Origin of the sequence: Flammeovirga sp. EKP202, assembly GCF_014534745.1 — a bacterium.
In the GTDB taxonomy this organism is placed as follows: domain Bacteria; phylum Bacteroidota; class Bacteroidia; order Cytophagales; family Flammeovirgaceae; genus Flammeovirga.
In genome coordinates this window covers 1-25,833 of record NZ_JACVVP010000070.1, presented here as the reverse complement: position 1 = coordinate 25,833, position 25,833 = coordinate 1, and the positions used below count along the sequence as shown (strand labels likewise).

Genomic DNA, 25,833 nt, shown 5'->3' with positions numbered 1-25,833 from the left:
TGATACCGCCAAAACACAAGAGATGTTAGCACTTTAATCTTGTGTGAGAAATAAGGGACTACCATTGGAACGAATAGTAATAGATTGTATTATTCGTGACCTCTGATCTCCAGGCCTCCAACTTCTATTTTGTTGTCCTTGTACTTAAGTTTCATAACCTATTCTTTTCATTTCAACCATAGAATTTTCCTCATCAGATTTGCTCTTTTTCTAATTATTACAAACAACTGATGAAAAAGAATTTATTACTTCTAATACTGTCTCTTCTGTTATCGGGGCAGTTATTAGCTCAATCACTGGGCTATGACAATCATCGTATTGCCATCAGTGCAGATGGTAATAACCAACCTGACAATCATCCCGAAGCACAATGGCCAAGAGCAGATCCCGATGACTGGGGAGGTACACCTGCTTCATTGGCTATCATTGCCAAATTAGGTTTACAAGACAAAGTAGTTCACTTTTCTTACAACAACTTTATTGATGCCCCTGCCCACACTACTGAAACCAACTATATGAAAGAAGCAGCTGATGGTGGCATAGAAAAATGGAATTTCAATGAAAAAGTATTTTTTGATGTTCCCGAAGACCCTGCCACTGCTATTACCCACTTGGCAGAAGAAATCGGAAAATCATCGGCAGAGGATCCTTTGTACTTTATCCATATGGGAACTTCAGAGTTCTTTTACAGAGCGGTTCAGGAAGTGATTGACAACGGTAAAATAGAAACACTCTCTCATGTACAGATTATTTCTCATAGTGGATTCAATGATAATCATTTACGTAGAGAGGCACATCACACCATGCAAGAAGCGATTACTTTGAGTGGTGATCGATTAAAATATAAGAAAATACAAGATCAAAATGGATGTGAAAATCTTGATCAGCTTTGGTGTTCAGGCACTGACTTTACCCCCTGGAAATGGATGGAAACGCATTCTGACCCCAATATTCAATGGGTATACAGCAGAATGCAGTTTCATCCACAAGGAAAGGGAGCTGATATTTCTGATGCAGGAATGGTTTATTACCTGTTATTGGGAGATGAGTTTGGTAGCCCTGAGAAGTTTCAAAACTTTATTGGTGACGGTATTTCATTAGGAGCCGTAATTCCTGTAGAAGGTATTGACATTTTCCCTGAAACAATGAATGCTTACATCGGCAGAGGTGTTCACATCGGGTATGCCTTACAACCTGCTGATGCTTGGAACCAAAAAACTACCTGGAAATCTTCCAATTCAGAGGTTGCTTATGTGTCTGACAAAGGCGTAATATTTGGACAAAAAGAAGGAACAACGACCATTACTGTCACAACTGATGAAGGGAATTTCTCCGATGTTGTGGAAGTAACGGTAAAACCTCTTCCCGAATGTGCCGACTTAGAATACATTGCGATTAAAGATTTTGAGATTGCCCAGATTGATACTTTTGTCACTGCTTACAAAGACAACGGACGTAATGCTATTGCAGTAGATGCAGGGCTTTATAAAGATAAATTTGCAGCCACTAAAAAAGTATTTGATGGCTTCACGGGTTTTTACAATATCAGTATGACAACGCTGACTGAAGAAGATGGTGAAAGTACATTTCGACTGAAAGTAAATGGACGTTTGGTGGGTGAATTTCAAAACCCTGTAGCCACCACTGATATGGAGCCTTATACGCATGAATTCAAAAATGTTTTGATAGAAAAAGGAGACGAAGTGCAGATTGAATCCAATGCACACTCCAACGGTTTAATACCTGAAGGTAATGGCTTTGCCTATGCTAGAGGCCGATGGCGTTCTTTAAAATTTGAATGCCTGGGGGAGTGCGAAGTGGAGGAAGTGAACGGGCTACTCATTTTTGAGGCAGAGCGCTTCTCCTTGGCAGGGCACTGGAAAGTTGGTACCGATACAGAAAAGGCTTCTGGTGGTAAGTACATCTATTATGATGGATATAATTCTTATCAGAAAGTACCTGAAGGACAAACTATCTCTTATACTTTCAAAATCAATAATCCTGGAGGTTATACTGTAAAATGGACCATGAGGCAGCCTGAAGGTGAAAGAGGTGGAGATTTAGGCAACGATGCTTGGATCTATTTTGATGGTGATATTGGAAGAGCAAAACAACAACCTCTTACCCATTTTGAAAAATTTGTAGGAAGAAGTACAGATGATTTCACCCTCAATGGACAATTGGACTTACACAATGAAGGGCAACCTTGGATGTCTGTCGTTTTTCCAGAAGCAGGAGAATATACCATTAATTTAAGTGGGCGTTCTGCTCACTTTCAGGTAGATCGGATTATTCTTTTCAAAGGTATGACCATTGATGATGTAGCTGTTAAACTGACTGAAATCAAAGAAACCAACAACTGTGATATTGTAGATATTCCTGAGGAAGAACCTGTTCTTGCTACTCCTAAAAAATTCACTTTACCGTATACCAATACCCCTCTTGAAATTGATGGTTTGATGGATGATTCATGGAATTGGACGCAATGGAAAGAAGGAAAATTTGAAGGTAATGGAAAAGATTTACCGGAAGCTTCAGACTGTAGCTACAGTTTTAAAGCCATGTACGATAGAGATAACGTTTACTTCTTAGTAAAAGTAAAAGACGACAAACGAGTAAAATATACTGAAGGTCCTGCCTATTGGGATGCAGATAATATTGAGCTGTTTTTCAACCCTGACAATGAGCATAACCCAAAGGGTGAATATGGAGCAGATGCCATGCAAATCCGATTAAATTATGGGTTAAATAATAATCTATACTCTGGTAATGGAAATTGGAAAAAAAGTGATGATTATAGTGGTTTTATCTACAAATCAGTCAATACCAATGAAGGGTACATAATAGAAGCCCAAATTCCTTGGGATGGAATACTCGCAAACGGTAATATTACTGAAGGTATGGAAATGGGATTTGACATCAGTGTTTCTGATCGAGATGATGAACCCATTAAAGAACATTCTATATTTTGGGCTAATGATACAAAAGAAGGAAAGTCTGAAAAAGATACTTATAAGTTTGGGAATATGATTTTAGGTTCGATGCAATACAATTACATGGACCAACTGCCTTGGGAAGTGCTTTTTGTTGACAGTGAATCCAATGAAGAAGGCAAAACACCTAGTTTAAAAGAATATGCTGTAGATGGTGATCCTACCACTTTTTGGCATACGCAATGGTTCTCTGCTCAACCTCTTCCCCCGCATGAAATCCAGATTGATTTTAAAGATAGCTATATGATCAGTGAAATCCATTACCTACCAAGACAAGATGAGTGGGGACCGAATGGTGCTATTGGTCAGTATGAAATTTATTTGACGGATGACCTTGAGAATTGGGGAGATCCTGTTCATACCGGAGAATTGGATTATGGTACATCACCTACCAAAGAAGATTATAAAAAGCTTCAAATGATTTCACTTCCTGAAGTAGCTACAGGTAGGTACCTTCGTTTGGTAGCATTGACTGAAGCTCAAAATAACCCCGAAATACCCTTTACAGCCATTGCTGAACTGAACTGTATTGGTAAGCCAATGAAAACAGAGGAAGACCCCATCTTAAATCTTTCTACATCCCTGCCTTCTATGGTACTGTATCCTAACCCTACTCAAGGAACTCTCTATATTAAAGGTTTGAATGCAGAGGTGAAAAGTGTTGTCGTTTACAATATGATAGGACAAGAAGTGATCAATACACAAATTGAATCCAATGCCTTTCAGCTTGATGTACAAGCTCTACAACCTGGAACGTATATCTTAAAAATTAAAACTAAAAACGCTATTATTTCTAAAGTCTTCTTGAAAGAATAAATGCAAAAAGGTAACTATCCTCTTCTGTGGGGTAGTTACCTTATATTTCTGATATAAGTTTATTATCTAATGTATTATAACTAAAAACATTGTAAACTAAAGTATCGTCAACTTTTAATCGACCTTTCTACAAGCATTTATAGGGTCTACTTTCAAGCTTCCTTCTTCTTCATTTTTGTCTTGAAACAAAAACGAAGCAAAAAATTCAAGGCTTTGAAGTCAAAAGCTAAATTCCATTTCTCTCGCCTAAATGATTTTAAACTCGCTGCGCTCAAACAGCAAAATCATTTTTAATGGCTCACTTCATGAAATTCTTGACGCTTTTCCCTTCAAGGCCGATTTAGAGAGACTACTAAATGATTGCCTAAATTACAGAACAAAAGACAAAGGTTTTATAATCATCTTCTAAAAGTAGTTCTGTAGGGTCGTTGCATTGCAACGTCCTCCCGAACCACAATACACTTCCATTTGACTTTCACAAAAGGAATTACTATAACTAATGAATTCTTAGTTTACAATGTACTAAATTACAGCTAGCGGATAACAAACTAACTTGTTCCCATTTTCTAACACCCAACAGTTTCAAAGAAGGCAACAATTTTCAAAAATTCATTTTTATCTGCTAAACTAGATAAAAAGAGATTAAGAGAAGTGGCATTGTAATGTGAGGAAAGATCAAAAAGAAAATCTAGTTTTCCATCATTATCAATATCTCCAACCCAGAGTATGTCAGGCATGGCATCATTAAAACTTGCACATGCAAACAATAACTGAGGAGTTTTCGTTTTACTCTCGTTATCTATGAATAATCGATAATTGGCAATTTCATAGAAGTCGCCACCTAAAAGCTGTTTATCGCCAGTAGCATATAACTTTATTTTAGTATTGTTATAATTCAAAATCGTAGAATCACCAGGTAGTGGACATACTAGGTCTTTTAGAGAATCAATAGAATGAAGCGTTCTATCTTCTAAAGGAAAGTCTGAGAATAAAAACAGACAGTCATCTTTCTCGATCACACTTACCTTAACTCCAGAACTATCTCCTTCCAAATCCATAACTGGATCAATATCTTTTTCAAAAGCAACGTCTACATTTTTCAAATAATAATTAGATGAATCAGCAAAAACACCTACCCATTGTTTATTCGCATATGACTTATCAAGTTCATCACCATGATAAGAACCTGCCTCTATTAAATTAAAAAAATAATTAGCGTGTCTTTCAGGGTAATAATCTACAAAATTAGAATCGATCTCAAGTCTTTTTCTCTCCTTCATCACTTCTTCAACCACTTCCTCTTCTATCTGAGCACTATCTTCGATAATTTCAATTATCTCTTGAGCAGCCACGTTGCTGTCCATATGTTTTTCTTCCTTTACTACACTTACTGCAATGGGTACAGAAACAACTTCTGAAGTTTTTTGTTTGTTCTCACATGAAAAAAACGAAAAGAGAAAAACAATGATGAGTAGTTTGTGATACATCTTTGATGTTGATTTAGTAGAATAATCTAAATAGATTACTCTTTTAGAAATGAATAGTCATTTTATAGAAAAGAGGATACAAATGTAAATTTAGAATAATTTCTTTACAGGCAATCCTTTAATTTCATTTTTAAATACATTCTCTAAATCTAAATTTTTCTGATGTTTAATATCAGTTGCTTCCGCCATAAATGATCCTTGAGAAAGATGATATATAAATTTTAAAGGAATAGCGCCTGTTCTACTGTAAATGTCTTCTATATAATTAAACTTTGCTCCCCTAAAATCATCTTTATTGATGGTAGTAGCATTTTTAGCAAAAAAGATCTCTAACAAAAAGCTTCGTTCTTCAATTGGAGAAGTGATTTCCAAAGTCAGTTTATCACATTTAATACCTAATACTTTTTCAACACCCTCCTCTATCTCAACAGAGGTTAACTTAGAGTTATTGGCCATTCTTGTATTAAAAAGGTATAATGTATCATTACCAAAATATTTTATACTATGGATCAATGTTTTTGCATCAAAATAATCAAAGTCATAAGCTTTGTTATCGTAGGTCTGATAAAAGCTACCGTTCTCAAAATAAAAAGTTGATTTTGAAACATCACCCTTTTTGGAGATTTCAGCTGTTCCATGAGCATCCTCGATGGCCTGTGTAGAATATTCTATTATGCCACTAAACTCATTTTGACAGAATACATTTAATGAAAAAATCAGGATAATAAATAATGTCGAATAATATTTCATGAAGATCTTATTTTTAAGATTGATAGAAGAAAAAATACACTGTAAATTAAGTTTTCTGCTATTTATGGTTTTTAGAAGTCAAGAGATTTCTGATGACCTATAGGAATAGTAACATAGTGCAACATAACTTTATATTACTTTGAGTTCGCTTTAAGAGTTGAAAAATACTAATCATAACTGAATGATAAAAGGGTTATTTTATTTTTTTATATGCATTACAAAGAATTAATACTCCTGCGTTAATATATTTAGATTTACCCACCTATTTTTTCAAAAAGAGGATGTAAAATTGCATCAAAATTCTCGAATATATTAAGTTTTTAGAAGTAGAAAGGTGAACTATGTACCAGACTATGCTTGATCAAAACATTCATAAACTTTCCCCTATCTCAAAAGACACTCTATATTAACTGAACAGGTACTCATTTTGTAATCTACTCCCTTGTATTTATATTGGTTTTAAAACTTCTTGGAATCTGAAATGAGAAATTTACAACTAACAATTATTACTTACTTATGAAAAGAAGGAAATTTTTTAAGAGTACAGTCAAAGGAGCATTAGGAGCAAGTATCCTTCCTTTACTAGGAAACTCTGATAGTGTGGACACTACTTCAACTTCTTCCAAAAACACTTCTACTTTAAAGAATAAATATAATCCCAAAGAGCAATGGCATCAAATGGGAACAGGTAAGAAACCAAGGCCTGACCGTCAGAAAACAATTGAATACGACGTGGTCATTGTAGGGGGTGGTGCAGCAGGAATGTGTGCTGCCGTAAGTGCTGCTAGAAATGGAGTAAAAGTGGCTTTAATTCAAGACCGCCCTGTATTAGGAGGCAATTCATCTAGTGAAATTAGAGTACACCTCAATGGTGTAAATCACCTCAAAGGAGGGGAACCTGAAAGAGAAACTGGTATTATTGAAGAAATACTCTTGCACAACCGCTTTCACAATCCTCAGGATTCTTACCCTGTATGGGACCATATTTTGTATGATTTTGTGACAAAAGAAAAAAATCTTGACCTCTATTTAAATACTTCTGCTTTAAGAGCTGAAATGAAAGGGGATCGTATTGATGCGGTCTACTGCTGGCAACTTACAACAGAAACGGAATACACTTTCAAAGGAAAACAGTTTATAGATTGTTCTGGTGATGGTCTACTGGGAGCTACTGCAGGGGCTTTTTATCGTACAGGTAGAGAAGGTGCTTCTGAATTTAATGAAAAATATGCCCCTAAAGAAGCTGACGGTTGGCAGATGGGTTCAACAATTCTATTAGGGTCAAAAAATATGGGTAAACCTATGCCATTTGAAGCCCCTCATTTTACAATCCCTTATGAGGCTGAAAAGTCCCATAAAGGACGTAAGTTGATGCCTTTCGAATTGGGCTTTTGGTGGGTTGAGCTAGGAAGTGACGAGGATATTATTGGGGAGTTTGAAGACAACAAACACACCCTTATGGGCTATGCTTATGGTGTTTGGGATTATCTTAAAAACTCTGGTAAATATCCTGAAACTGAAAACTATGCACTTGATTGGGTTTCTTCTCTTCCAGGAAAAAGAGAATCAAGGAGGTTTATAGGAGATCATATATTAAGTGAACCTGATCTGCTCAACAATGTCGACTTTGAGGATGCAGTGGCTTATGGAGGATGGTCATTGGATGAACATAACCCAGGAGGTATGCTCAACTTGGAAGAACCTCCGAGTTATTTTCATGAAAAATTCAAAGAAGTTTATCAGATCCCATTTAGAAGTTTATACTCTATCAATGTTCCTAATTTATTGTTTGCAGGTAGAAACATTAGTCAAACACATATTGCATTGTCATCTTCAAGAATTATGGCTACTTGTGCATTGGAAGGACAAGCTGTAGGAACGGCGGCGGCTTTATGTGTTCAGAAACCAGTAATGCCACGTACTTTGGGGCAAAAATACATCAACGAACTTCAGGAGCAACTTCTGCGTGATGATGCTTTTATTCCGAACCGTCCAGCAAAAGATAAAAATGATCTTATTCAGAGCTCATCTAGTCTTTTTGCTTCAAGCACTTCTTCTGGATCAGTGGAAACATTAAAAGATGGAATGTCTAGAGATTTCAAAGAAAAGAAACATCATTGGCAATCAAAAGGTCTTCCCGCAACTGTACAGATTGAGTGGAATCAAAAGCAGACCATTTCCAAAATTGAAGTAAAATGTGACACCAATGTCAAGAAAAACATTATGCTGAGAAGAGATAGTTTGGAAAATAAAACCTACTCTACCAAGGTACCTGAGGAGTTGATGAAGGTATTAGAAGCAGAGGTTCGTGTAAAAGGAAAATGGGTAAAGGTAGCTGAAATCACAAAAAATAAAACGCGATTGATCAAATTTGATTTTGATACTATCGAAGCTACTGCTATTCGTATTCACCTCAAAGAAACATATGGAGCAGTAAATGCTAAACTTTTTGAAGTGAGAGCTTACTCTTAGCGGTTAAAAGCTTCACCCTAAATTCATGTTTTTAATCTGGATTTAGGGTGAAGCTGCGAAAAAATACTATTTATTTCGGAATGAAATTCTGGTGCCTATCAAAGTTATAAAAACATCAAATAACAAATTAATTACAGATGAGACTAAAATGATTAGAATAATAAAATAGGTAAAAAATATATTTTGATTTTGCTCTTCTAAAATACCCTTATCCTTGATATAAATATCACTCATATAAAAGCTCACATCATTAAAATATAAAAATGAAGACCCTATTAATATTGAGATAAAACCACCTAATAATAATTGGTAAATTGCTACTTTCTTTGATTTCTTTTGAAGAAAATACGCAAATGGAACTCCCAAAATAATAGAAATCAATAGTATAGTTATTATTATAACTCCTATATCTAAAAGGTCATGAAGCCTAAAATAAGAAATGGAAAGAATAGTAATACCAATAAACCAATAAATTGAAATCACCTTAAAAAATTGTTGCATTCTGATGTAAATAGTTTCTAAAAAAATTAACAATCCCCTATTTCCATAATTTCGACTTTGCCCTCTTTATTTTTGAACTTCATTTTTGAGCTGAAATGTAGGCTTCAAGAGATTGAAGAATATTCATTTCATTAAGATTAAAGTAATAAGGAAATTATTCAATACAATTTACTGAATTATTGAAATAGATCTTTATATAAAGGATAGAACAAGATCAGGTTTATTACTAAGTGTACTGCAACATATTGCAATTTGATACTAGTAGGATTGAGTTTACGATATTTTCTGTTCTTACAAATTTCAGGATAATCTGTATTAATATAAACTGTAACTTTATCCCCTTTGTGTAATTCGGTATCTTTTATGTCAGAAAATTCAAAAATTGGTACTTTACCTTCTTCTTTTAATTCAGTATCATTAGTATCAGAAAATTGAAAGAAATCCAATGGTTCATATTTTTTTAGATTATAGATGTAACATACCTGATATTCATAACTAGTTGACTCATCTCGCTGTCTTTTGTTTTTTATGTTTGCATCGATGCACTTTACTTTATTATTGAAAATAGAGATATAATTTTTTCTGTATTTTGTCCTGACCTTAAGTGAAAGAATGAGTATTAGATTAATAATTAAATTGATTAAAATAGACTGTAATGGCCTTAAAATAAAACTAAGAAAGAATAATAAGAATATAATCAGTCCTGAAGCCATATAAAACTGTAATTTGACAATCTCCCACCAAGAATAATTTTGCCCAATTTTCAATAAAAAAGGGTGTTTTAATCTTAGACTATAATTATCAAATTTATATTGATATGTAGATCCACTGACGTTACGTTCAATACTTTTTAGAATCATATGAAATGCTATACTTAACTCTTTTAATAGTACTTTAAAGATTTTGAAAACACTAATAAAGACAAAATTATTATCAAGACGATCAATAGAACGATATGAGGTATTAAAAATTCTTTTGCTAGATTACTTAATACCATTATTTCAAATGGAATACTCAGCAATGTAAAAACAATTAAAATGGTTCTCACATATCTCCATTTTAACAAAAGTCCAATAGCCAAAACAGATCCGATCACTCCAAATAGAGTGAAGTTACCGCTTTCGTGAACAAATAAAGTTTTTTGAAATTCAGTGATTAATGTAATTGAAATAATTAGGATCGAAGTAAAAAGAGTAAAATAAAAGCCTCTTTTCAATGATAAATTTTCATTCATAATCTGTTGAATCAATTAGTTCTCAGTTATTGTAATTTGATATACAAGAAGCATAAACTTTTGATATTCATTCCCGGATTTTAGCGGAACTAAAATTGAAGAGAGAATACCCAGATTTGAAGTTCTCTTCTTAATTGTAGATAATCCTAATAAATTTGCTTTGTGGCTATAAAGTAGTTGAAAAGATCAAGAGATCAAACAAAACACGAGTCTATTTTATATGCATTACATTATTCTCATTTAATGCTTTTTAGCTTTCTCTACTACTTTGTCAAAACGACTATCCATACATACACTAATATCAGTCGTTACAAATTGACCATCTAAAAAGAGACTAAAAATTGTAGCTGGTGAAGGTGCATTTTGTGCTTCCTTCATGGTTTCAATTTTAATCACTTTGAGCGGTAAATTCCTATTGTGAGCCGTTTCAGTAATTGAATTTTGAGCGTGAAACTCTGCAAATGGACATCTATTGGAATAATAAATTACAATTCCTTCTTTATCTGAACATTCACCATTCTTTACAGAAGGATTAAAAAACGGATCTTCTTCATTTTCAGAAAACTTCAGTACCAATAAACTAAACCCACTTGATGTTCGATCTACCTCTACAAAGCCTTGTTTTAGCAACCATTTTGTATCACTCATAAAATGGTATTTCTTTGTACCAACAACTGTCACAAGTCCAGCTTTATTTTGATTTTTAGCTTGATCGATTGCTGATTTTAATAGCACTTTTCCGTAACCACTCTTTTTATATTTACCGGAAACCCAAAAACAATTTATATTTAAATAATTATTGGCTGTTATCGGAACCCAAGCACTTTCTGCTGGCCCGTATTCGATAAAAACTTTTGCTCTTTCGTCTAGTTTCCTAAAAGTATAGTTATTTTTAAATTCCCCCTTTAACCAATCTTTTTTAGCTTGATAACTTTCAGCACATTTCTTATCAGATATGGCACAACAAATATGCTCTGAGGTAATATTCTCCTCATTTAGTTCAATAAAATTTTCCATTTTCTATCGGTTTTTGTCATTTAAACTTAGCTTACAGAGCATAAACTATTACATCAATTATTTATCTAGAGGTAAATACCTTTCATTTATCACATTTAAATGATGTATTTGATGAGCAGTAATAGTATAGGCAATGGCAGATAAAGGCATTTCATAATCAAAAAACTTACAAGTTATATCAAGAATTTCTTGATTAAAAGAATCAAACATCATCTTCGAAGATTGACGTACAACCTTAAGTTCATTGATAAGTTGGTCAATCGTTAATTCATCCGCATTGGAATGACTTGCCATAATTTCTTGATCATTTGCATCAGGTGTTGATCCTTCGTTTCGAGCAAAAATGATGGCCCTGTAGCACCATATTCTTTCCCAATCAATGAGATGCTGTATAATTTTGTGAATTGACCATTTATTTTCAGCATAAGTTTTTAAGCCAATTCTTTTCAATTGAGCAATATCAATACTGTTGATTTGATGAATACTTAATTGAAAAGCTTCTTCTAGTGCTCTCCCTTCATTAAGCTGATAAACATAGTCTAAAAAAGAAGTATTTTGTTTTGGCTCTGATTTCTCCATTTATATTTCGATTGAAGTTGTCTAAATTTTGTTGGTTCATTGATCAATTTAAAAAATTATAGTCAATATTTCTATTAGGTGTAATTTTACTGAAAGTATAGTTCCATAATGGTAGACTCACTTCATCAATCGTTTCCTAATTCTACTTAATGAAGGAGGCTGTACACCCACAAAAGAGGCGATTAAATATTGAGGAATACGTTGGGTTAAGTCTCCGTATTCATTCATAAATTTCTGGTACCGTTGTTCACTATTTTGCATATAAACAGCTAAAAGTTGATTGACCATTATATCAAAACGATGCTCAATAATCTGACGTGCGAGTAAGTTACCACTAGCTGTATTTTCGAAGATATAATGAAGCTTTTCTCTATCAATCACTAACAACTCACAATCTTCAATTGCTTCAATGTTTTGTACAGAAACAACTTGTCGATTAAAGCTTGTATAATCAGAAATAAATTCACCTTCTTTAGTAAACTCAAAGGTTGATTCTTCCTCATTTTTGAAGACAAAATACCGAACAAGTCCTCTCTTAATAAACCCGACATATTTACAAATGGCACCTTCCTTTAAAAAGAAATCTCCCTTTGCTAAAGTTATGGATTTGAAACTAGATGTAATTATTTTTTCCTCTTCAGAAGAGAGGCAAACGAATTGATTTAAAAGTGATAGTAATTCAGAAGTCATGAATGTTTGAGTTTAGACGAATAATACTGAATATCAAAGATAGTGTGATTATAGTTTAATAAAGTAGGCTATCATCGCATTAATTTATAAGCCTAGAATTTATCTTCTTTCTGAAAATATATGATCATTTTCACCTGCCTGTTGATGCCATAGGTTTGCGTTAAAATTTGCCTTCTTTACATTTTCTAGAGCCTCTAATCTCGGTTTCCCAAAGGGGTCAAAAAAACCAGTTTGCTCCTTTCCTGTTTTATCAGTACGACTTCCCTTCCACTGTTCAATATAACCGCAATTATGCCACCCCAACATGTAAGGAATATTGGAAATGCCCCTTAAATAAGTGTAGTACTCTTCCCCAACTGCATGATGATTGTTTACAGGTAACCCTTTGGCCTTATACATCTCTGGAACGGTATAACTGTAAGAATGGTCACCATTTAAAATAGGTAGGCCTGAGAGTTTATGGTAGTGTTCTATTTTGTTGACATGAGAAGGGGTGAAAAAATCATAGTCCTGAATTAATAATACATCCACATACTCTCCAACTATTTCATATACCCAATCCGGATGTCCTTGGCCATGGCAACTTATTTTATCCCCTAGTATCAAATGATTTGAATCATACAAACGAATTGCATACCTATTCATATGATGCCATTGACGAACAATTTTCTTAAGCATCTCCGTCTGATCTTGTTGCCATAATTTTATATTTTGTGGATTATTCCAAATTGATATTTTTTCTAATTCTTGCCAAGAACTTACCGTCAAACCATAATTTTGGTTTACTTTATCAATAGTAATATAGTGTGCTTTCAAAATTGAAGTCCATATTTTCTTTCCTGTTGTCACACCTTTTTTTTGAATAATATCGATGACCCAAGGATGAAATAATAGATCGCCTTTATACCCAGCTTTTTTAATTTTCCTATAATATTCTTCTAATGAATAACTGGGTAAATCATCATAAGTATACCCGATCAAGAACCTACTATTTTGATGTTTTGAACAATATTCTTTCGCTACTTTTTCTGCATGAAGCTTAAACTCTAAACTGAATACATCAGGAAATTTTCTTCCAGACCTTTTTACTCTCCCTGCATTAATATCACCAATTTTAATTTTTCCCAAAAAGTAGATTTCCTGTTCATTAAAATACTCATCTGGAAGAAACATTGGTCGATGGAAGGCAATTGTATTGAAACCATATTTTTTATGATCTTCCACTATTTGATCCATCCACTTTTTTATTTCATCGTTGGCAAGAAAATTAAACTTCCCGTTTTTAAATATACTTTCCCCAAATTGATCTACCCAAAAATCCTTATTGTATTCTGCAAACCTTATTCTCTTATCAATATGATTCATACCCATGGAAACAAACTTTTTACCATCTCCATCCACAAACCACCAAACATTTTTTTTCTTTTCAAGATGTATAAATGAAGTTGATCCTATAGTAGTATTTTGAGCTATACTTTTTCCATTAAATAGAAGAAAAACGCATAACAGTAGTCTAGTATTTAGTTGTTTGAATAGATAAAGTGTAGTCATTTTTTAAAGCTTGTTTTTACTTAATATTGAATTTTCAATTCATGTAATTGTGCCAATTCAGTATTGGTATAGGAAGTTATTTGTGTAGTTCTTCCACAGTGATTCGTCCAAAATTCATTCGAAGCGACAAGGTTATCCGCTTTTAATCTTAAAATATAATGATAGAGTAAACTATTTGATAATCCATAAATGAGGTAGGATTTATTTACTTCAAAAGCAAAACCACAAGAAGCACTTCTTGGTGGTGTATAAATCGTAATTCGAGTATTAGGTGAGATATTTGAATTCTTAAATACAGACTTTACCTCCAATACAATTTTCTTTACAGGTAAACTTAATTTACTTTCAGAAACCTTTTCTTTTATACTAGATAGACTATCAGGATTAAAAGTTTCTTCAATAGGTACATAAGAAATCTCTACCACCTTACCAGTTACTACAACTTTAGCGTTTTTAAAACTATCTTCAATATTACTAGGACCTGAACACCTACAAGCCATTGTTTGTAAATTGAGTAATAGTAGTGCAAATAATACAATTGTTATGCTTTTCATTTCTATTGTGAGATAACTAAGTTTTAATAAGAAACAGGAATTTCTATTTCAATTTCAATATCTTCTTCCTCTTCTTCAATGTCAATTACAACTGGTCCCTTTAACGCTCTTCTTAAAGCAACCTCTTTTTCGTTGGGGTAAAACCGTTTATCTTTTTTCATTTCATTTAAAATAAGGGGTAATTTAATTTTATCCACCAAATAACTGTCATTCAATAAATCATACAACGAATGCCTACAGGAAAACTCTTGAAATATGCCCATCTTTGGACTAAAATAAAGAGTGGTTAAAGTATCCAATTGCTCTCTCTCAATACAAATACAGTCAATCTTTCTTTCCCTGAAAGAATAATATTTTTTTACTTCAAATTCTTCACCCTCTACCTTCAATTGCATTTCACTATCAAAAACATAATCTACTATATTACAGATTGTATCATTAATAAAAAAAGTTGAACTCAACTGATTTGAAGTTTGATTGAAATTATACTCTGAAAAGCCTTGTGGATGCCATTGGTATCTGAAAATTTTTGAATCCTGATGCTGTTCTACAGACAAGAATACCTCTCTCTGTTTATTAAAAAAAGAGGCACTTTCTAAAACTCCCTTTGTCTCTAATTGAATTAAACCTCTTACTATTTCAGATTTTGAATTAGCAATTTGATCCGACCTTTCACAACTAAAAGTCATAAAAATCAGGTTAAGAATAACAATACGATGAAATTGTACTTGATAATTCATAAGGTAGAGTGAATTAGTTTGCCTTGACCATACAAAATCAAATTAGTTATTTATTACATACAAATTTTCAATAGAGACAAGAAGTAACTCATTTTAACGAAAAACCTATCTAAGAAGTAGTTTATATTTTTAGTAAAGTCTCTCAAATGAACGGTATTACTTTACATGAATTAAGGGCTCGTCATTAGCCCACGTACTTAAGCTGTAGGTTAATGACAAGTGATCAATAATTACAACCAATTCCCTTTAGCTCTTTCTTGAATAATTACTTCTCTGATTTGCTTTTTAAAATCGGCAGGTTCTTTTTCTAGGATATCTTTTGATAAGTCTTTGTATTCTTTATTTTTTTTCAAAAAATTGGATACCCTTTTGTGATTTTGAGCATTAGAAGCTAAAGACCATTTTGCACTTGCTCCCGTTAGAAATAAGTTTAAGTCTTCCCTATTTTCTGCATGAGTGGCATTCTTTAAAATTACAGTAAGGTATTTTGTATTACCAGTAGAGAAGAAAGCTGCCCAATTCATATCATTCTGGGAAGGCGAAATAGGGAAACCATTCATCAATTCATCAATATCTTCTGCCTTTAGCAATTGCTTAAAAAGCTTTCTCAATAACGGATCTTCAAATTTTTGGAATCCAATTTTAAATTCCTCCTTCACCTCAGCATCTTTCAAAAATAACCCACCATAAAAACCAGTAATCATAGGAGTCAATTGCTCACTATTGAATTTATTTGAATTGAAAAATTCAATGGAGTGCTCCAGTAACTTTTCATCTTTTTCAAGATAGTAATGATGTAATGTTTTAGTGAAATCATTCTGATGATTCTGCCCTATTACTTTAGTGATATTACATAAAATAAAGCAAGTCAATAAGATGTATTTTAAAGAATTCATAGTCTGTTTTTATCATTAAAAAATAATCTACATGTTGTATTAACATCATTCAAAACTAAAGAGAATTAAACATGAAATTGATTAACCCAGGTTAAGAAAAGCTATTAAGAGTATAAATTCTATAAACTATATTATCTATTTTTTAACTCGATTTTCCTACCGTCTAAATCTTGGATAACAGCCACCAAGCCCCATTCAGTTTCTTTTATCTCTTGGGTGATTTTCCAATCAGAATCCTTTATGTCATCTAACACATCATGTAAATTATCTACTTCGAAGCCCATTCGAAGAGACCCATCCGCTTTATCCATCGATTTAGTTAAGGGGTAGATTTCAAAAACAAATCCATCCACTTCAGATGCAAAATGAAAAGGACCATTACCATGTTTATGATAATCGAAACTTAGTCCAAGCATTTTATACTGTTCTGCTAGAAGTTGAGGTTCTTTGGTTCTTATCACAAGTAAATTGAGCTTCATTTTTTGTCTATTTTAGAGTGTTTTAATTTTACTGTATTAACCCAGAACCAAGTAATTCAATCCAAAGGTCTTTATAAGCTGTATTTCTTATTCCTTCACCATGCGCCTTTCTCCCTTCTCTTACTGGTAAACTTAATGGATATATTTGATGCTCAGAAATAGCCATTGCATCATACGCTTTCTTGATCGTTTTTGCCATTGGTTCTTTCGTGTTATATATTCCAAACCAACGTTCTTGTGGGGTAATACTTTTTTGGTGATACCAATCTGCAATCTTAAAATCTGGAGCACGATCCCAACCGCCAGAGAAAGAAATGACTTTGGATACTAGGTGACGCTTTGCAATAAAACAAGCCATACCACCACCTTGTGACTGCCCGCTTACTACAATATTTTCCCATTTTGGAGTACCATCACTATTGATAAAACTTTCCCAATTCAAATCAGCATCAAATTCACTCAAATAAACAAGTAATTTTTTTAGTCGATGAACGATCGCATCTTGGGGTAAATCTGATATTAAAGCTGTTGAATTAGTACCATAGATTCTTTTTTCTCTGAAATGTTCAGCACAGTCCTTATCTGAATCAAGAGCATCACCCCGACATATTTTAGAGACTGACTGCCTGTTAATATACGATAAGCTAATTACTCTATAACCTTGTTTTACTGCCACCATAAATAGATTCATTGGTCCCCTTTCCGGAATTCCATTTGAACCTGGGAGAAACAGTAATAATTTGTTTTGTTGTATTGAACGATCATACATGACAAAATGAGATATGTCTGAATTCTTAATACTAGGATCAGTCTTGGAAGGTTTAATAGTATACTTTACAATTTGACTTTTTATTAAGGCCTCATCATCGGTAGACTTAACCTTTGTTCCGCTAGTAAATACAATCAAAGAAAGGAGCGTTAGACTCACGTTCAACATCTTTTTTAATGACATCATTTGTTTTTATTAGTTTGCTTATTATGAATGATTTAAAATAAGGATTAACTTTTCACTTTATCTCTTATTTATTGTTCAAAAAGGTTGATCTATACAATAAACCTGTAATTATTCATTGCAGAAATACATTACTTCAACCTTTTTAAGAATTGAGAGGGAGTAAGACAAACAATATTTGTAAAAGAGTTTGCTTGATCTAGTTGTTTTAAATATCACTCCAATTCATCTATTACAAAAATAACGATAAATTGCTTACATTCAAGTATCTAACTTTAAATATGTACAACAATATAAATAAAGGTTTATAACGCACGAATGTGGCCGCTGCTTAACATTCGTGCGCGCATTATTGTAAGATTTTAGGCAATTGATTTTTTATACATAGTGAAGAAATAGAAAGGAAGAAAACCAAATGCAAAAAGGAAAGCACCTAATAACAATAACAAGTCAGCCCCTTGCAAGTGCATTATTTTGAAAACTGCCGAAAGACCCGTGATCACCGCGGCAGCAACTCCCGATATAAATTTTAATCGAACTGAAATGGTTTTTGAAAGTATCACTTTGTATCGATCTATGGCAAGTAAAGGAATAAATACAAGTAACAGTAATAAGAATCCTAACATAAAGAGTTCTGTTGCGAAAGCCATATGGAGCAGTTTAAATGTTACACCTGCAGTGAGTGCTACTGCTCCAAGAAGTCCAGTTAAATACGTTAATTTTTTCATCATTATTATGCGTTTAGAGTTAAGTAAAAAAACGGTTTTGTTTTGTATCTCCAACAACCCATCAGGAGCTAAATCTAGAATTGCCTGCTCAAAAGATTGATCAAAAGGTTTACCCTTTCCCAATTCACTTTCAACAACACAACATAAATGATCTATGATATCATCCCGAAGTGTTTGAATTTTCAATCCCTGTGCATCAACATATTCTTCGATTGCTTTTTCTTGCTCACTATTTAATTTCATGTGATATTTAATTCTGAGAAAACAAGCTTATTTAGGGTGGCTAAGAAGTCCTTTAGTTCCTCTAAAGAACGGTTTTTTTCTATTTTACCTTCAGGTGTGAGGAAGTAATATTTTCTTACTCGCTTTCCTATATATTCTTCCTGATAAGTAAGAAGCCCCTCCTTTGTCATTTTTTGTAAAGCAGGATATAACGAACCATCTTTTAATAAGATTTTACCTTCAGATTGTTCTTTTACATGCTGGAAAATTTCGTAACCATACATTTTCCCTTTTTCCGACAATAAGTTTAAAATGATTGCGGAAAGTGTTCCTTTGAGTAGTTCTTTTGAATACATAGAGTAAATATACATAATTTATCAATACATCATAATCCTATGTATTGTATTATGATATTTTACAAAAAAATAAAAATACAATTACATACTATATATCAGCTGATTACCAAACTTCAGTTAAGACGATTTCAGTGATTTTTAAGAAATGATGATAATTTTTAGTCTTCGATTTGATCAATAAATTCAATTCCACCTACTCTTCCACCTTTCAATATATCCAATATAATAGTCCCTTCCGTTTCGTGCTCTAAGACAATATTTTCATCAAATTGCCAGTCTGACCCTATTTGATTAGGTTTTTCCGCTGAAATAAAATATACATAAGGCTGAATGAGCCACTTTCTAATTTTGGAATTTTGTAAATCCTCAATTAGATCTTCTCTTTCGGGTTCTTGTTCCTTCAGTAGTGCAATGATTTGCTCAGTATAAAACTCTCTTTTCTGCATTTGAATGGAAGAACAACTTAGGTTCATTTTAAAATTGACCTAAATGTACTATACAATTCCCATTGATGAATACTATTAAGCGTAAAAAATCAAATACGCTTTCATCGATACCTTTAATCAATTGTGAGTATTTGGTTCCATTTCCCACATTCCTGATGAAGAATACTCTTTATTTTCATATTCATACCTTGTAGTCCACTGTCCAATAAACTTATTCATATCTTGATAGTAATGTCCTACATATTTAGTCAAGACAGGAGAAGTTATTCCCTCTATTTTGGATACCTTACCCTGCTCATCCAACTGATACGAATACCTAAATAGCTTATGAAATTCTATTTTTTGATCTACAAATTTTCCATACACTACAATCTGATCCTCAATTTCACCACCAATTATTTCTTCAGATACAAAGCCTTCAAAATTGTCATCATTCAGCATTAATTCCATATCAAAGCGGAATTTCGGATTCCTAAGTAACTTAGGTGAAGCTAGAGAGTAGGTATAAAATCCAGTCCACTTTCCCTCAAGTTCAATCTCAATAGGTGTAGAACTCAACCACTTTTTTAGTGTATTAATAATTTGCATTCAAACTGTCATTTGGTGTTGAAGTAATTTCATTATCATTAGAAAAGCTTCTCCTTTTCCTCCTTTTGTAGACTAAAAGTTGATAGTATTTTTTGGGTTTCCTCAATTCGGCCATCAATAGGTTCAGTAACTATTATTGAATAGAAAGAGGTTCTATATTCAAAGAAATAATGAGTTTGAAGAAAGTTTTTATCGATCAATTCATAAACGACCTTTTTACATTGCACCTGATTGAAATCTACGCTCTCTAATGGCTCTTTTAATTTATAATTTTCTTTTTGACTAAGCATATAATTGATACCAGTATAGTATTCGGAAAAACGCTCTATTTCTCTTACTCTTAATTCCATGGAATCCATTCCAACCAATAATATATTAGATTGTGAACCTTGAAATAAATCATTGTCAGCGATACCGAATAATACTGTAGAGTGATCAAGTTCTTTCCAGTTGGATGGATACTGAAACGAGATTCCTAAATAATTAAAATCTATCATTTGCACCTCCTCCTTTTCCAAACAGCTTTGAAAAATAAAAAAGATTAGCATAAAAAGAAGAAGTGGATTGTTTTTGTTCATGTTCGTTAGATTAAGTTCTGTCACCAAGTTTTCACACACAATAATTATACTAGTAACAAGTTAAAAAAATTGTGAACTATGTTCTAGTCAACTTCCAATAGAACTTTTTACATGATTTTATAGAAACTACTTTCAAGCTTCCTTCTTCTTCATTTTTGTATTTATCCATTAAGCCAAAATCAAAAGGAGTCCACAAACATGCCTTCAATCCGCTTTGCTGAAATCCACTATTCGCCCAACTATTACATGTTTTAAAACACGAATAACTACCCTTTGCTTTATAGAAATTATCGATTGATGAATAACCTTGATTCTCTAAAAGTACTTTCTTTCCAGCTTGATCTATTTGAAATGATAGTTGTATATAATCTTCAAGTTTAGTCAATTCGGATTCTGATACTTTAATTTCAATCCAATTCGAAAGTCTATATCGATAACGAGTCACGTGCATTAGTGTTGAACTTTTAAGAAATAGTGCAGTAAAAGCATTATCAAACGTAAGATCCCCCCATGTTGGCGTATTGATATAAAAGTTCTCATCTCCCCAACCAAAAGATAAATAATGATCCGTTGGCTCATACTTTAAGTTTGATATCAACTCTGTATCCATTGTTTTAATTGGCAATACTATATCCAAGTGAACTCCGTTTGTGGTCAAGTATATCGATTTATCTTTCACCTCACCATCAGCTTTGCGATCAATTGTAATGGAAGACAGTAGTAAGGAAATAGCGAAATAAAACACTGGTGTTGACAAAAGAGCAAATGTCCATTTTAAAATTCTAATACTTAATTTCATAACGTTACTTTCACTTTATGGATAGGGTGATTTTACAAATGAATTATTTTATGTCTGCTTTCACTTTTTCTAAATCTTGAACTACTTGAGGAATTACAAATTTCCAATACTTCTCATCAAGAATTATAGAATTTTTGATAAGGTTGATTCGTTCCTCCTCGTCATTATTATAAGATTGATAATAATACACAAGAAGACGTAAATATTCAGTGAAAAATTCTTTTTTAAAACTATCATACTCTTTATTCAATGCAATTATTACATTAAAATCCTCTTTAGCTAGAGTATTGAAGAAATAAAACTTTTTCCCTTCAAATAATGGATATTGGTTAAAATAACTTCTTGCTTTTGAATAGTCTGAACCATTACTAAAACCGTTCATTTCACATAAAATTTCAAAACGATAAGTATTTAGGCAAGTCATAAAAAAAATGTTTTTCTCTTCAGAAGTCTTTAGTTTCAGTTTTCTAAAGTTGACCTCATTTTGAGCTAAACTCATCTTTTGATTTTTGCCCTGAAAAGAAGAAAAAAGCATATCATAGTAAATATACAAGAACTGTTTATTCGTCCTTTCCTCATTCTTTATTTCATCAAACACCTCTTGATATTTAAGTTGCCTTTCTTCTCCCTTTAATTTTTCAAGTCTGTAGAATTTTTGATACAAGCGAAAGGTAAAATTGAAATGATATAAATCGACCTCTTTTGGCTTTTCCAAAAAACGTTGAGAAATTAATTCATTTGGGTTCGAAAAACTCAGTACCAAAAAATCTTTGACAAATTGTAATTTTTTCGACTTCACCCTATTCAACTTGTCAATAACCTCTTGGTCTGCTTTACTATTATTGTGAATTTCATTATCTATAATTTCTGCTAAAGTTATTAAGTCATCATCATAATTTTGTGCATAAATATTTGAAGCAGCAAAGAGTAAAAATAAAAAGATAAAATTTTTCATTTATTAGATATAATAAAGTAAGAGTTTGCTTTGAAGAAATACCTCAATAGATAATTTTTCAAACATGTAAGAGGTAAATTCCACCTTAATTTAATGATGCAAAAGTCTATTTACTCTTAAAAAATGATGCAACAAAAGGGTGTAAAATTATTGGCACCATAAAAGAAATATATTTTCAACATCCCTCCTTTATTTCACTGAAAGCGTTTGGAAAAACGCTTTATAACTTTCTGCTATTTTTTCCCAACCTCCTTTATCACTAAGCCAAATTACAGAGGGTTGTTTTAGACTGGATCGAAAGTCTAAGCATAATGGCACATCATAATCAAGGTTGCCTATGACAAGCATTTTTTCATAATCTAAAATACCGGGTTCCAAGCCTTCTTTTTGTTGACCAATCCAATAAGATTGTTCTTGGTTTTCATCTTCATAACAAAGTTTTTTCACTCCTGTAGTTTCGTCTATTATGGTCTTTTCTGCAAAAAGATGAATTTTATGGAATCCACGTATCCCATAATTAGAAGTTAAAATTGTGTCTATGTTATCTAAAACTAGATTCTCTTTTGGTATCAAAGGCTCTTCCTTGATGAATTGAATCTGCATCTATTTCTTCTTTTGTTTGATTAATTTATCAACTACTCTTTAATAATTCAAGTACTTATCAGGGTTTATACGACTCATTTGTTCCATATAATCACCAAGATGTACTTTTGCTTTTTCCAAAAGTGCTGACTCTTGATTCTCTTGTTCTGTCATATAGAAATCTGTTCCAAAAAGTACTCGATCGCTCAGAGAATTGCCCTTTTCATCCTTAGAGTCTAACCAATCCTTTATTTTATTAGTGAAATCCGAATCATTTAACCGGTACAATGTATAAGAAATATCAGTATACAATGAAGGATAATCTATCATTAACTTTTTGGTAAGCGAAGCCCAGTTATAACCATCATTCTCTATGATTTTTCTCTCTTTCTTATTTTTGATCTCTTTTAATTGATAATCCATTAAATCAATTTGATCATCACCTCCCATATGTGCTAGGCAAATTTTCAGTTTAGGGTATTTGAGCATTATGGGTACATAGTTTTGTGGATGACCAAAAAGATCACATGCCATATCGTTGGCTCCCTTAGTATTATTTTTAATCCATTTTACCTCATAGTATTTCTCTATTCTTTTATGAATTTCCTTTTTAGCCTCTTCAAACGCATCATGATATGAAATATGTTCAATCATGGCTACTTTTCGAGGGATTAAGCTCTCAATGTTATCACCAACATAAAGTGAACCTACTCTAGTACAGTGTGTCATAATAGGAATTCCATTTTCTTCTGCATAAGCGTAAAGCTCATCTAATCGAGGATCAAAAGGGAAAAAACCTAAAGCGGGATATAGTTTAATTCCTGAAAAGTAAGGTCTTACAATACCTGATTTTGGACTTCTTATCCCTTTTTCAAAATACTTCTTGATCCAATTAACTAATTGTTCGCCTGCATATGCTCTTGGGTCAGCACAAACAAAAGGAAAGAAGTTATCTGGATATTCCTTTTTAATGTTTTTAAGCTCTTCCAATTGTGTATTGAAACGTACGGGAGGAAGCAGCTTATTATCCATATAATCCATATTCAAACTCAAACCTATTAGTTGAACATCACTATATTCGGAATGATAGAGTTCATAAGGTGACATGAAAACTTCCTGCTGCGTTCGTTTGGTTCCTTCTTCTAAAAACGAAAGGTATTTATGAAGAGATTTCCGTTGATTACTGCCAATGTTACCCCACTTCGCCATACGGTCTAGAATTACGATCAACTTTCGGACGGAGTTTTTATCTATTACTCTTTTAAGTATTTTCGGATATTTCCTTAGTAAAGGATTTGGAATGATTTTCAAAAAGCTATCAGGTGCACATTTCGTAGTGAAGACGTGGAGATGTACGTTTGTAAAGGGTAGTTTTTTCATTGTATTTTTATTTAGTTTTTAGGTTTTTTACCCGAACGTCTAAAATTGATAAAGCGGTCTAATAGATCGAACCAGAATGGAGCACCAAAACTTAACATAAAACCACTCAATATTATACCCAAACCATACAAAAAGTAATCTTGTAAACGGGGAGTGTAATTGCGTTTGTAGACATATTGTTTCAAATTATCATGCTTTTTATCTACCGAAGCCTTACAAAAAATCCAACTTAGTGGAGCGGTTTCAAATGACCATCCCAAAGGTAGTTTCAGTTCATCAATCGTTTCAAGTTGACTTTTTACATCTTTGACAAACTTTTCATTGCTTGTGTTTTTTTCTCTGTTTGGATTGTTATCATTGAATTCTTCTGCTGCAGAAACCACTTGAGCTAAAAGATCATTGTCTTGATTAAAACTTTTGACCATGTGAATACTATCAAAATTCAAAAAGAGAGTCAGTGCAAAACCAACAATCATTAGTTTATTTTTTTGGCTTGATTGATACCACCCAGAAACGCGATCCATATAAGCATTGTACCAGTCTTCTATGAAAACTAATAGCTTCTCTCGGTCTCCGTTGGAACGAGTATAAAAAGACCAAAGCAATTCTTTAAGTGTACTATAATTCATTTCTTGCACACTTTTTTCAAAAAGAGTCATTGTATCTGTGGATAGCCTTTGGCTGGGATTCTTTTCTTGATAATTCACCTTTCCATCTGTTTCATCACGAAGTCGGACAATGTCAATTTCCTCGTCATATTGTTGACTGATGATATCAAAAAGGGCCTGACTAAACATCTTGGAACTGATATACTGTGGAGGTCTTTTATTGGTATTATTTCCCATACCACCAACTAAAGGATGATTAAATAGTAAGCGACCATATTGGAGGTTGGAGGGATCGTCGAGCATCTGAATTAGTGCTTTTTTTAGCATTTCTCCTCTAGCCTTAGTCATATGATTTATCCACTCCAAAATAGTAGAAACTAAAATACTTAGAAGAGCATATACAAAGCACATGGCAATGAGAAGCTCAATAAAAGAAAGAGATAAAAAATCCATGAGATTCGTTGTTTGTTATGAATAATAGTTACTTGTCATGGTCAATATTCATTCTACAATAAATGAATTTTGATATGCTTAAAAGTAAGTAGCTGATTGTTGCTTTACGTTTTAATTGATCTTAGACCTAAAGTTTGTTTAAGTATAAAATAGTAATGATTTAGGAAACCGATAGTGATTGAAACTTACGAGATTTACTACTCTGTAAACTAAATTATTGTCAAATTTTAGTCGATCTTTTGGTAAGATTTCATAGTACTGACTTTCAAGCTTCCAAATATCCAAATTAATGATAATCTCATGCTAATCAAAAAAATAGATATTTTATTCATTCAATGCTGAAAATTTGTATAACTGACCTTTCGCTCACCAAAAATTTGCGAATGGTAAAAGTATAAATATAAGGATGCTAAATTAAGCTGTTTTT

The 25,833-nt window shown here is 32.8% G+C and carries 24 protein-coding genes; 2 read left to right on the top strand and 22 right to left on the bottom strand.

The features are described from left to right. The first annotated feature begins 230 nt into the window (after positions 1-230). Entirely contained in the window at positions 231-3,809 is a 3,579-nt protein-coding gene (locus IC221_RS26555; protein ID WP_188171844.1) for a sugar-binding protein, read from the top strand. Between the two features lie 566 nt (positions 3,810-4,375). Here the strand turns inward: IC221_RS26555 and IC221_RS26550 are convergent. After that, positions 4,376-5,296, bottom strand: coding sequence for a hypothetical protein (locus IC221_RS26550; protein ID WP_188171843.1), 921 nt, complete (start codon positions 5,294-5,296; stop codon positions 4,376-4,378). 90 nt (positions 5,297-5,386) lie between these two features. Next, on the bottom strand, positions 5,387-6,046 hold the full coding sequence (locus IC221_RS26545; protein ID WP_188171842.1) for a hypothetical protein: 660 nt from the start codon (positions 6,044-6,046) through the stop codon (positions 5,387-5,389). A gap of 516 nt (positions 6,047-6,562) precedes the next feature. On the opposite strand from IC221_RS26545, the gene IC221_RS26540 reads away from it, so the two are divergent. Next, positions 6,563-8,518: an FAD-dependent oxidoreductase gene (locus IC221_RS26540; protein ID WP_188171841.1), complete on the top strand. Its 1,956-nt coding sequence runs from the start codon at positions 6,563-6,565 to the stop codon at positions 8,516-8,518. A 66-nt stretch (positions 8,519-8,584) separates the two neighbouring features. Here the strand turns inward: IC221_RS26540 and IC221_RS26535 are convergent, their stop codons facing one another. From IC221_RS26535 to IC221_RS26440, 20 genes are all read right to left on the bottom strand, one after another. Further along, positions 8,585-9,019 carry a hypothetical protein gene (locus IC221_RS26535; protein ID WP_188171840.1) on the bottom strand — a complete coding sequence of 145 codons (435 nt, stop codon included), beginning with the start codon at positions 9,017-9,019 and terminating at the stop codon, positions 8,585-8,587. A gap of 1,474 nt (positions 9,020-10,493) precedes the next feature. Continuing rightward, the gene (locus IC221_RS26530; protein WP_188171839.1) at positions 10,494-11,270 is read right to left on the bottom strand and encodes an N-acetyltransferase; all 777 of its coding nucleotides are present in this window, start codon (positions 11,268-11,270) and stop codon (positions 10,494-10,496) included. A gap of 57 nt (positions 11,271-11,327) precedes the next feature. Beyond that, the gene (locus tag IC221_RS26525; RefSeq protein ID WP_188171838.1) at positions 11,328-11,849 is read right to left on the bottom strand and encodes a DinB family protein; all 522 of its coding nucleotides are present in this window, start codon (positions 11,847-11,849) and stop codon (positions 11,328-11,330) included. Positions 11,850-11,966: 117 nt separating this feature from the next. Beyond that, positions 11,967-12,539: a Crp/Fnr family transcriptional regulator gene (locus IC221_RS26520; protein WP_188171837.1), complete on the bottom strand. Its 573-nt coding sequence runs from the start codon at positions 12,537-12,539 to the stop codon at positions 11,967-11,969. Positions 12,540-12,638: 99 nt separating this feature from the next. Next, complete coding sequence (locus tag IC221_RS26515; protein ID WP_188171836.1) at positions 12,639-14,090, bottom strand: hypothetical protein; 1,452 nt, start codon at positions 14,088-14,090, stop codon at positions 12,639-12,641. 20 nt (positions 14,091-14,110) lie between these two features. Further along, the gene (locus IC221_RS26510; RefSeq protein ID WP_188171835.1) at positions 14,111-14,644 is read right to left on the bottom strand and encodes a hypothetical protein; all 534 of its coding nucleotides are present in this window, start codon (positions 14,642-14,644) and stop codon (positions 14,111-14,113) included. A 23-nt stretch (positions 14,645-14,667) separates the two neighbouring features. Continuing rightward, entirely contained in the window at positions 14,668-15,384 is a 717-nt protein-coding gene (locus IC221_RS26505; RefSeq protein WP_188171834.1) for a hypothetical protein, read from the bottom strand. Positions 15,385-15,614: 230 nt separating this feature from the next. Further along, positions 15,615-16,280: a hypothetical protein gene (locus IC221_RS26500; RefSeq protein WP_188171833.1), complete on the bottom strand. Its 666-nt coding sequence runs from the start codon at positions 16,278-16,280 to the stop codon at positions 15,615-15,617. 131 nt (positions 16,281-16,411) lie between these two features. Then, on the bottom strand, positions 16,412-16,759 hold the full coding sequence (locus IC221_RS26495) for a VOC family protein (RefSeq protein WP_188171832.1): 348 nt from the start codon (positions 16,757-16,759) through the stop codon (positions 16,412-16,414). A gap of 28 nt (positions 16,760-16,787) precedes the next feature. After that, complete coding sequence (locus IC221_RS26490; RefSeq protein ID WP_188171831.1) at positions 16,788-17,714, bottom strand: hypothetical protein; 927 nt, start codon at positions 17,712-17,714, stop codon at positions 16,788-16,790. 359 nt (positions 17,715-18,073) lie between these two features. Then, positions 18,074-18,682: a hypothetical protein gene (locus IC221_RS26485; protein ID WP_188171855.1), complete on the bottom strand. Its 609-nt coding sequence runs from the start codon at positions 18,680-18,682 to the stop codon at positions 18,074-18,076. Beyond that, positions 18,679-19,032, bottom strand: coding sequence for a PadR family transcriptional regulator (locus IC221_RS26480; RefSeq protein ID WP_223241507.1), 354 nt, complete (start codon positions 19,030-19,032; stop codon positions 18,679-18,681). The genes IC221_RS26485 and IC221_RS26480 overlap by 4 nt, the downstream gene beginning before the upstream one ends. A 143-nt stretch (positions 19,033-19,175) precedes the next feature. Continuing rightward, complete coding sequence (locus IC221_RS26475) at positions 19,176-19,490, bottom strand: hypothetical protein (RefSeq protein WP_188171830.1); 315 nt, start codon at positions 19,488-19,490, stop codon at positions 19,176-19,178. Positions 19,491-19,580: 90 nt separating this feature from the next. Then, on the bottom strand, positions 19,581-20,051 hold the full coding sequence (locus tag IC221_RS26470) for a hypothetical protein (protein WP_188171829.1): 471 nt from the start codon (positions 20,049-20,051) through the stop codon (positions 19,581-19,583). 38 nt (positions 20,052-20,089) lie between these two features. After that, positions 20,090-20,629: a hypothetical protein gene (locus IC221_RS26465; protein ID WP_188171828.1), complete on the bottom strand. Its 540-nt coding sequence runs from the start codon at positions 20,627-20,629 to the stop codon at positions 20,090-20,092. A 76-nt stretch (positions 20,630-20,705) separates the two neighbouring features. Then, complete coding sequence (locus IC221_RS26460) at positions 20,706-21,428, bottom strand: TIGR02117 family protein (protein WP_188171827.1); 723 nt, start codon at positions 21,426-21,428, stop codon at positions 20,706-20,708. 43 nt (positions 21,429-21,471) lie between these two features. Next, positions 21,472-22,383 (bottom strand): hypothetical protein, encoded by a 912-nt coding sequence (locus IC221_RS26455; protein WP_188171826.1) that lies wholly within the window; start codon positions 22,381-22,383, stop codon positions 21,472-21,474. Between the two features lie 189 nt (positions 22,384-22,572). Next, on the bottom strand, positions 22,573-22,986 hold the full coding sequence (locus IC221_RS26450) for a hypothetical protein (RefSeq protein ID WP_188171825.1): 414 nt from the start codon (positions 22,984-22,986) through the stop codon (positions 22,573-22,575). 39 nt (positions 22,987-23,025) lie between these two features. Continuing rightward, entirely contained in the window at positions 23,026-24,345 is a 1,320-nt protein-coding gene (locus tag IC221_RS26445; RefSeq protein WP_188171824.1) for an amidohydrolase family protein, read from the bottom strand. Between the two features lie 11 nt (positions 24,346-24,356). Beyond that, positions 24,357-25,406, bottom strand: a complete 1,050-nt coding sequence (locus IC221_RS26440; RefSeq protein WP_188171823.1) for a hypothetical protein — start codon at positions 25,404-25,406, stop codon at positions 24,357-24,359. Positions 25,407-25,833 lie beyond the last annotated feature (427 nt).

Bases quoted from the DNA above. Each gene is read 5' to 3' on its own strand.
- IC221_RS26525 (WP_188171838.1), bottom strand. From the start codon at position 11,849: ATGGAGAAATCAGAGCCAAAACAAAATACTTCTTTTTTAGACTATGTT.
- IC221_RS26480 (WP_223241507.1), bottom strand. From the start codon at position 19,032: ATGTATATTTACTCTATGTATTCAAAAGAACTACTCAAAGGAACACTT.
- IC221_RS26490 (WP_188171831.1), bottom strand. From the start codon at position 17,714: ATGATGTCATTAAAAAAGATGTTGAACGTGAGTCTAACGCTCCTTTCT.
- IC221_RS26535 (WP_188171840.1), bottom strand. From the start codon at position 9,019: ATGCAACAATTTTTTAAGGTGATTTCAATTTATTGGTTTATTGGTATT.
- IC221_RS26500 (WP_188171833.1), bottom strand. From the start codon at position 16,280: ATGAATTCTTTAAAATACATCTTATTGACTTGCTTTATTTTATGTAAT.
- IC221_RS26545 (WP_188171842.1), bottom strand. From the start codon at position 6,046: ATGAAATATTATTCGACATTATTTATTATCCTGATTTTTTCATTAAAT.
- IC221_RS26510 (WP_188171835.1), bottom strand. From the start codon at position 14,644: ATGAAAAGCATAACAATTGTATTATTTGCACTACTATTACTCAATTTA.
- IC221_RS26475 (WP_188171830.1), bottom strand. From the start codon at position 19,490: ATGAACCTAAGTTGTTCTTCCATTCAAATGCAGAAAAGAGAGTTTTAT.
- IC221_RS26495 (WP_188171832.1), bottom strand. From the start codon at position 16,759: ATGAAGCTCAATTTACTTGTGATAAGAACCAAAGAACCTCAACTTCTA.
- IC221_RS26485 (WP_188171855.1), bottom strand. From the start codon at position 18,682: ATGAAATTAAATAGTGAGCAAGAAAAAGCAATCGAAGAATATGTTGAT.
- IC221_RS26505 (WP_188171834.1), bottom strand. From the start codon at position 15,384: ATGAATTATCAAGTACAATTTCATCGTATTGTTATTCTTAACCTGATT.
- IC221_RS26540 (WP_188171841.1), top strand. From the start codon at position 6,563: ATGAAAAGAAGGAAATTTTTTAAGAGTACAGTCAAAGGAGCATTAGGA.
- IC221_RS26550 (WP_188171843.1), bottom strand. From the start codon at position 5,296: ATGTATCACAAACTACTCATCATTGTTTTTCTCTTTTCGTTTTTTTCA.
- IC221_RS26460 (WP_188171827.1), bottom strand. From the start codon at position 21,428: ATGAAATTAAGTATTAGAATTTTAAAATGGACATTTGCTCTTTTGTCA.
- IC221_RS26470 (WP_188171829.1), bottom strand. From the start codon at position 20,051: ATGCAAATTATTAATACACTAAAAAAGTGGTTGAGTTCTACACCTATT.
- IC221_RS26440 (WP_188171823.1), bottom strand. From the start codon at position 25,406: ATGGATTTTTTATCTCTTTCTTTTATTGAGCTTCTCATTGCCATGTGC.
- IC221_RS26445 (WP_188171824.1), bottom strand. From the start codon at position 24,345: ATGAAAAAACTACCCTTTACAAACGTACATCTCCACGTCTTCACTACG.
- IC221_RS26515 (WP_188171836.1), bottom strand. From the start codon at position 14,090: ATGACTACACTTTATCTATTCAAACAACTAAATACTAGACTACTGTTA.
- IC221_RS26555 (WP_188171844.1), top strand. From the start codon at position 231: ATGAAAAAGAATTTATTACTTCTAATACTGTCTCTTCTGTTATCGGGG.
- IC221_RS26450 (WP_188171825.1), bottom strand. From the start codon at position 22,986: ATGCAGATTCAATTCATCAAGGAAGAGCCTTTGATACCAAAAGAGAAT.
- IC221_RS26530 (WP_188171839.1), bottom strand. From the start codon at position 11,270: ATGGAAAATTTTATTGAACTAAATGAGGAGAATATTACCTCAGAGCAT.
- IC221_RS26520 (WP_188171837.1), bottom strand. From the start codon at position 12,539: ATGACTTCTGAATTACTATCACTTTTAAATCAATTCGTTTGCCTCTCT.
- IC221_RS26465 (WP_188171828.1), bottom strand. From the start codon at position 20,629: ATGAACAAAAACAATCCACTTCTTCTTTTTATGCTAATCTTTTTTATT.
- IC221_RS26455 (WP_188171826.1), bottom strand. From the start codon at position 22,383: ATGAAAAATTTTATCTTTTTATTTTTACTCTTTGCTGCTTCAAATATT.